The 5564-nt window shown below is 78.0% G+C and carries 2 protein-coding genes and 1 pseudogene; 1 reads left to right on the top strand and 2 read right to left on the bottom strand.

What is annotated here, in order from left to right; all coding sequences use genetic code 11:
- Together GQS09_RS30060 and GQS09_RS30055 are read right to left on the bottom strand one after the other, a co-directional pair.
- Positions 1-2185, bottom strand: a 2185-nt coding sequence (locus tag GQS09_RS30060) for an ATP-binding protein (protein WP_399552613.1), incomplete at its 3' end; no start/stop codon positions are given.
- A gap of 270 nt (positions 2186-2455) precedes the next feature.
- Positions 2456-3713 (bottom strand): annotated as a pseudogene (locus GQS09_RS30055) (BTAD domain-containing putative transcriptional regulator); the annotation flags it as partial.
- Positions 3714-3897: 184 nt separating this feature from the next.
- Between GQS09_RS30055 and GQS09_RS26555 the strand changes: the two are divergent.
- Entirely contained in the window at positions 3898-5529 is a 1632-nt protein-coding gene (locus GQS09_RS26555) for an MFS transporter (protein WP_165990082.1), read from the top strand.
- Positions 5530-5564: the final 35 nt, after the last annotated feature.

The raw sequence follows: 5564 nt of genomic DNA, 5'->3' as shown, positions 1-5564 counted from the left end.
CCCCGCGTTCCTCGGGAGGCAGCGGCGCCCCCGCCGCGACGCGCCGCGCGTGCGCCGCACCCAGCAGCCGGGCCGCCGTCACCGGTCGGCCGGCCAGCAGATGGGCGCCGGCCAGCCCTTCGCAGGCCAGCGCCACCGCCCGGGGATCAGCGGTGGCCGCCGCCGCGGCCAGCCCCTCCCGGTGCCGGAGCAGCGCCTCCTGCGCGTCGCCGCGCAGCTCCGCGACGAAGCCGAGCTCCGCCGTCACCAGCGCCAGACCGGCCCAGGCGCTCTGCCGGCGGTTCGGTTCCACCCACCGGAGCAGCAGCCGCTCCGCGGCGTCCGGCTCGCCCCGGCGGCGCAGGCTGAGTGCCAGCCCGATCTCGGCGTACTGCTCCGCCGACGCCAGCGAATGCTCCCGCGCCAGAGCGAGTCCGCGCCGGTGCAACCGCTCCGCCTCCCCGTGGTCGCCGCGCAGCATGGCCAGCCGGCCCAGATGGGAGAGCTCCTCGGCGAGCTGCGCCCACAGACCCAGGTCCTCGGCGATCCGCACGCAGCCCCGGGCCAGCCGCTCCGCCTCGGGATAGTCGCGCAGGATCTCGGCGACGCTGCTCAGCGTGCCGGCGGCCTGGAGGCGGCCCCAGCCGTCGCCCAGCGCGGTGAACAGCTCCAGCGCCTCCCGGGCCATGGCCTCGGCCTGTCCCAGCTCGGAGCGGAACAGATGGTTCATCGCCTGGGTGGCCAGCGCGGCAGCGGTACCCCAGCGGTCGCCCGCCGTCCGGAACTCGCCGAGTGCCGCCAGCACCCGACGCTCGGGCTCCCGGCTGCCGCCCACCCCCCACTGGGCGAAGCCGAGCAGCCAGCGCGCCCAGGCCGTGCCGCGGGTGCGGCCGGCCGGGGGCAGCGCGGTGAACGCGTCCAGGGCGGCGGCGGCCTCCCGCACCGCGTCCTCCCGGTCCAGGACCAGCAGGGAGAGCGCGGCCCGCCAGACCTCCGCCTCGGCGGCGGCCGGGGGGCGTGCGGCGGGGAACGACGATGCGGGCGGTACCGAGGTCAGGGCCAGGTCGAGCCAGCGGCGGGCCTCCCGTACCCGCCCGCGCAGATAGCCGTACCAGGCGTAGCAGCAGGCCAGCTCCAGTGCCTCGGCGGCGGCGCCGTCCGCCACCGCCTCCCGCAGCGCGCGGCGCAGATTGGCGGTCTCCCGGTCGAGGACGCGCAGCGTGTGCTGCTGCCGCGGCCCGCGCAGCTTCGGCTCGGCTTCGCGGGCCAGGGCCAGGAAGTGGGCCCGGTGCCGGGCCCGGGCCGCGGCGGCCTCCCGGGGAGGGCCGTGCCCGTTCCCGGGCCCGTTCCCGGGCCTGTTTCCGGGCCTGTTCCCGGGTACGCCTGCCCCGGGTCCGTCGTCGTTTCCGCCGCTTCCGTCCCGGAGACGTCCGGCACAGTAGGCGGCGACGGACTCCAGCAGCCGGTACCGGACCTCGTCACCGGTGCGGACCGCATGCACCAGCGAGCGGTCCACCAGGCGGGCCAGCACCCCCGCGATCCGCGCCCGGGGCACCCCGTCACCGGAGCAGACCGCCTCCACCGCCTCCAGGTCGCCGCCGTCGGCGAGCACCGAAAGCCGCCGCAGCACCGCACGTTCGGTCTCGTCGCACAGCTCCCAGCTCCAGTCGATCACGGCGCGCAGGGTCTGCTGCCGCGCGGGTGCGCCGCGCCGCGGAAGGTCCAGCAGGGTGAACCGGTCGTCGAGCCGGGCGGCCAGCTCGCGCGGGCCGAGGGCCCGCACCCGGGTGGCGGCCATCTCCAGGGCGAGCGGGATGCCGTCCAGACGGCGGCAGATGGTCGCCATGGCGGCCCGGTCCTCCGCGGCGTCCGCGCCGGGCGGCGGGGGACTGCCTGCCGCCGCCGCGCGCAGGATGAACAGCTCCAGGGCATCGGCCGGTTCCAGCGGCGGCACCGGCCAGACCGTCTCCCCCGCCACGCCGAGCGGCTCCTGGCTGGTGGCGAGGACGGTCAGCCCGGGCAGGGCCCGCAGCCACTCCGCCACCCGCGGGGCGACCGCGTCCACCACATGCTCGCAGTTGTCCAGCACCAGCAGCAGGCGGCGGTCGCGCAGCGCCCGGACCAGCCCTCCGGCCGTGGAGGGGCTGGGCCCGGCGGGCGGACGGCGCAGGCCGGACTCCTCGCGCAGCCCGAGGGCGGCGGCCACCAGTTCCTCGACCAGNATGCTCGCAGTTGTCCAGCACCAGCAGCAGGCGGCGGTCGCGCAGCGCCCGGACCAGCCCTCCGGCCGTGGAGGGGCTGGGCCCGGCGGGCGGACGGCGCAGGCCGGACTCCTCGCGCAGCCCGAGGGCGGCGGCCACCAGTTCCTCGACCAGTTCCCCGACCGGTTCCCCGACCGTGCCGCCGCCGTCCGTGCCGCCGCCGTCCGTGCCCCCGCCGTCCGTGCCGCCGCGGTCCGCCGCCTCGTTCCGGTCCAGCCCGGCCAGCTCCACCAGCCAGGCGCCGTCCGGCCGGGTGTCCCGGACGCGTGCCGCCGTCTCCAGCGCGAGCCGGGTCTTGCCCACGCCGCCCGCCCCGGTCAGGGTCACCAGCCTGTGCTCCGCCAGCAGGGCGGACAGCTCCCGGACGGCCGGCTCGCGGCCGATCAGGCCGGTCAGGGGAGCGGGCAGGTTGCCGCGCGGCCGTCCGCCGCCGGTCTCCCCACCANCCAGCGCGAGCCGGGTCTTGCCCACGCCGCCCGCCCCGGTCAGGGTCACCAGCCTGTGCTCCGCCAGCAGGGCGGACAGCTCCCGGACGGCCGGCTCGCGGCCGATCAGGCCGGTCAGGGGAGCGGGCAGGTTGCCGCGCGGCCGTCCGCCGCCGGTCTCCCCACCACCGCCGGTCCCGGAATTCCCGTCGGTGCTCCCGAGGGTGTTCCCGTCGGCCGGGGCCGCGGTGCCGCCGGACGCGCCGGCCCGCGTCCGGTGCCGCTCCGCCGGGGCGGACACCAGGCCCGGCTCCTGACGCAGCATCGCGGTGTGCAGGGCGGCCAGCTCGGGCCCCGGATCGGCCCCCAGCTCCTCGGCGAGCAGCCGCCGCAGCTCCGCGTAGCCGCCGAGCGCCTCGGCCTGCCGGCCCGAGCGGTACAGCGCCCGCAGGTGGACGGCGCGCAGCCGCTCGCGCAGCGGATGCCGGGCCACCGGCCCGGCCAGCTCGTCGGCCAGAATCCGGTGTTCCCCCAGCTCCAGCCGGGCCTCGGCCTGTTCCTCCAGGGCGGTCAGCCGCTGCTCCTCAAGCCGTTCGGCGGCGGCCCGGGCGAACGGCTCCGCCGCGAAGTCGGCGTAGGCCGGGCCGCGCCACAGCTCCAGGGCGCTGCCCAGCAGGGCGGCCCGGCGGGCCGGGTCGGGGGCGCGGCGGGCCTGGGCGAGCAGGGTGGTGAAACGGGCCGCGTCGAGCCGGCCGTCCGGCAGGCGCAGCAGATAGCCGGCCGGCTGGTGCACCAGCAGGGCGCGGGCACCGGGCTGCCCCTGCTCCAGCGCGCGGCGGAGCTGGGACACCTTGGTCTGCAGGGTTGCGGCGGCCTTGGCGGGCGGACGGGCACCCCACAGCTCCTCGATCAGCCGGGCCGGCGGCACCGGCCGGCCCTCCGCGGCCAGCAGAACGGCCAGCAGGGTCCGCACCTTGGCCCCGGGGACGCGGACCGGCCGTCCGTCCGCGGTGCTCACCGCGAGGGGGCCGAGTACGCCGAACCGCATGAGCCCACGGTAACGGGCGGACGTCCGGAGGCCGCAGGCATTTTGTCAGCGGACCGCAGGCGGCGGCACGCACTGTGGGCGGTGGCGCGGTGTGCCGGCCGCCTCCGCGGCCGGCACACCGCCGCCCGGCGGCCGTGCGCGGTGCACGGCCGCCGCAACACCGACGGGAACAGCGGAGCCTGAGATGACAACCGACACACCGACCGCGGCGGGGACCGCGGCCGGCCCCCGGGAGTGGGCCGGTCTGGCCGTGCTGGCCCTTCCGACCGTGCTGCTCGCCCTGGACCTCAGCGTGCTGTATCTGGCGGCGCCGCACCTGAGCGCCGATCTGGGCGCGACCAGCACCGAACAGCTGTGGATCCTGGACATCTACGGGTTCATGATCGCCGGTTTCCTGGTCACCATGGGGGCGCTCGGTGACCGGTTCGGCCGCCGCCGGCTGCTGCTGACCGGTGCCGTGGCCTTCGCGGCGGCCTCGGTGGCCGCCGCGTACGCGCAGAGCCCGCTGATGCTGATCGTGACCCGGGCGCTGCTGGGCATCGCCGGAGCGACCCTGATGCCCTCCACCCTGGCCCTGATCGGCACCATGTTCCGCGACGCCCGGCAGCGGGCGACGGCGGTCGCGGTGTGGATGACGTCCTTCCTCGCCGGCACGGCGCTCGGCCCGGTGGCCGGCGGGCTGCTGCTGGAGCACTACTGGTGGGGCTCGGTGTTCCTGATGGGCGTGCCCGTGATGGCGCTGCTGCTGGTCACCGGGCCGCTGCTGCTGCCCGAGCACCGGGCGGCCGGGGGCGGGCGGCCGGACGCGGCCAGCGTGGTGCTGTCCCTGCTCGCCATGATCGCCGTCGTCTGGGGGGTGAAGGAGCTGGCCAAGGAGGGGCCCGCGGCGGCCCCGGCCGCGGCCCTGGCGGCGGGTGCGGCGGCCGGTGCGCTGTTCGTGCGGCGGCAGCGGCGGCTGGCCGATCCGCTGCTGGACCTGCGGCTGTTCCGCACCGGGGCGTTCACGGCCGCGCTGGTGCTCATCCTGCTGGCGGTGCTGACCTCGGGCGGGATGCTGCTTTTCCTCACCCAGTATCTCCAGCTCGTGCAGGGGCACTCGCCGCTGGCCGCCGGGCTGCTGATGCTGCCGGCCACGGTGGCCATGGTGGGGGGCTCGCTGCTCGCCCCGGCGGCGGCCCGGCGGTTCGGGCCGGGGCCGGTGGTGGCCGCCGGGCTGGGGGTGACCGCGGCGGGCTATCTGGTGGCGGTGTTCCTCGACGGCACGGGCGGCCCGGTGCTCGCGGTGGTGGCGCTGGCGCTGAGCTGGGTCGGCCTCGCGCCCGCGCTGGTGCTGGGCACCGATCTGGTGCTGGGCACCGCCCCGGCGGAGAAGGCCGGCTCTGCCTCGTCGATGTCGGAGACCGCGAGCGAACTCGGCGTGGGCCTGGGGGTGGCGCTGCTGGGCACGCTCGGCACGGCCGTGTACCGGGCGCGGATGGCGGACGTGGAGCTGCCCGGGGTGACCGGGGAGGCGGCCGGCCGGGCGCGGGACACCCTGCCGGGCGCGCTGAAGACGGCGCAGGCGCTCGGTGGCGAGGCCGGCTCCGCTCTGGCGGAGGGCGCGCGGGCGGCGTTCACCTCGGGGCTGAACGCGGCGGCCGGGGTGAGCGCGGCGATGGTCACGGTGCTTGCCCTGGTGGCCGTCCGGATGCTGCGCGGGGTGCGGCCGTCCGGCGAGGAGGCCGGTGCGGGGGAGGGCTCCGGCGCGGTCACCGGACCGGGGGACGCCGGGTCCCGGAAGGACGGGGCCGCCGCCGCGGCGTCCGCAGACCGCTGAGCCGGGCCGCTGAGCTGCGGCGGCTGAGCTGCGGC

It is taken from the genome of Streptomyces sp. YIM 98790, from assembly GCF_011421595.1.
Classification (GTDB): domain Bacteria; phylum Actinomycetota; class Actinomycetes; order Streptomycetales; family Streptomycetaceae; genus Streptomyces.
This window is presented reverse-complemented; position numbering and strand designations above follow the sequence as displayed.